The following is a 1047-nucleotide window of genomic DNA, read 5'->3' as shown; positions in this document are numbered from 1 at the left end:
TCGAGCACTTACGCAAAGAGGTGGGTCCTTACATAGAGAACATAGCCGTGGCGGGGAGCCTGCGGCGTATGAAGGAGACCGTTCGGGACTTCGACATCCTTGTTTCCGCCCCCAAGGAGCACTGGCAGAAGATTCACGATGCCTTTGTCCGCTTTCCCGATATAGAGGACGTTCAGCTCCACGGGCAGACCAAGTCGACCATCCTCTTAAAGGACCACCACCGCCAGTGCGACCTCAGAACCGTGGAGCCCGATAGCTGGGGGGCGGCGCTCCAGTACTTCACCGGCTCCAAGCACCACAACATCCGCGTTAGAGAGATAGCCAAAGAGAAGGGGCTGAAGATTAACGAGTACGGCGTATTCGACGCCCAAACGGGCGAGAGGGTGGCTGGTCGAACGGAGGAGGAGGTCTATGCGGTCTTGGGTATGCAGTATATCCCCCCCGAAATCAGGGAAAACAGCGGGGAGATAGAGGCTGCTCTGGAGCACCGTATCCCCAAGCTGGTAGGCTACGAAGAGCTTTTGGGCGACCTCCACATGCACAGCAACTGGAGCGACGGGATGAACACCATCGAGGAGATGGTAAAAGCCTGCATAGAGCGCGGCTACGAGTATATGGCTATATCGGACCACTCCCAGAGCGCGAGGGTGGCAAACGGTCTTACCCCCGAGCGTTTTAGGGAGCAGAAAAAGGAGATAGAGCGTTTGCGCAAGCTCTACGGCGACAGGATAAAGATACTCTGGTCGGCGGAGGTCGATATCCTGCCCGACGGGTCGCTCGATCTTCCCGATGAGCTGTTAAAGGAATTCGATTTCGTCACCGCCTCCATCCACAGCCGTTTCAACCGAGACAACACCGAGCGGATTATAAAGGCTATGGAGAACCCCTATGTGAACCTGATAGGGCACCCCTTTGGCAAGCAGTACGGCTACAGGGAGGGCTATCCGCTCGATTTCGAAAGGGTCCTCGAAAAGGCAAAAGAGACTGGCACCGCTCTGGAGATAAACTCCCAGCGGGAGGACCTCGACAGCCGCCACATACGGCAGG

At 56.8% G+C, this 1047-nt stretch carries 1 protein-coding gene; it reads left to right on the top strand.

Annotated features, from left to right (window positions below):
* Positions 1–20: 20 nt before the first annotated feature.
* On the top strand, positions 21–1047 hold a 1027-nt coding region (locus MV985_RS01025), incomplete at its 3' end, for a PHP domain-containing protein (protein ID WP_297458270.1).

This window comes from Thermococcus sp. (assembly GCF_027012695.1).
Classification (GTDB): domain Archaea; phylum Methanobacteriota_B; class Thermococci; order Thermococcales; family Thermococcaceae; genus Thermococcus.
This window is presented reverse-complemented; position numbering and strand designations above follow the sequence as displayed.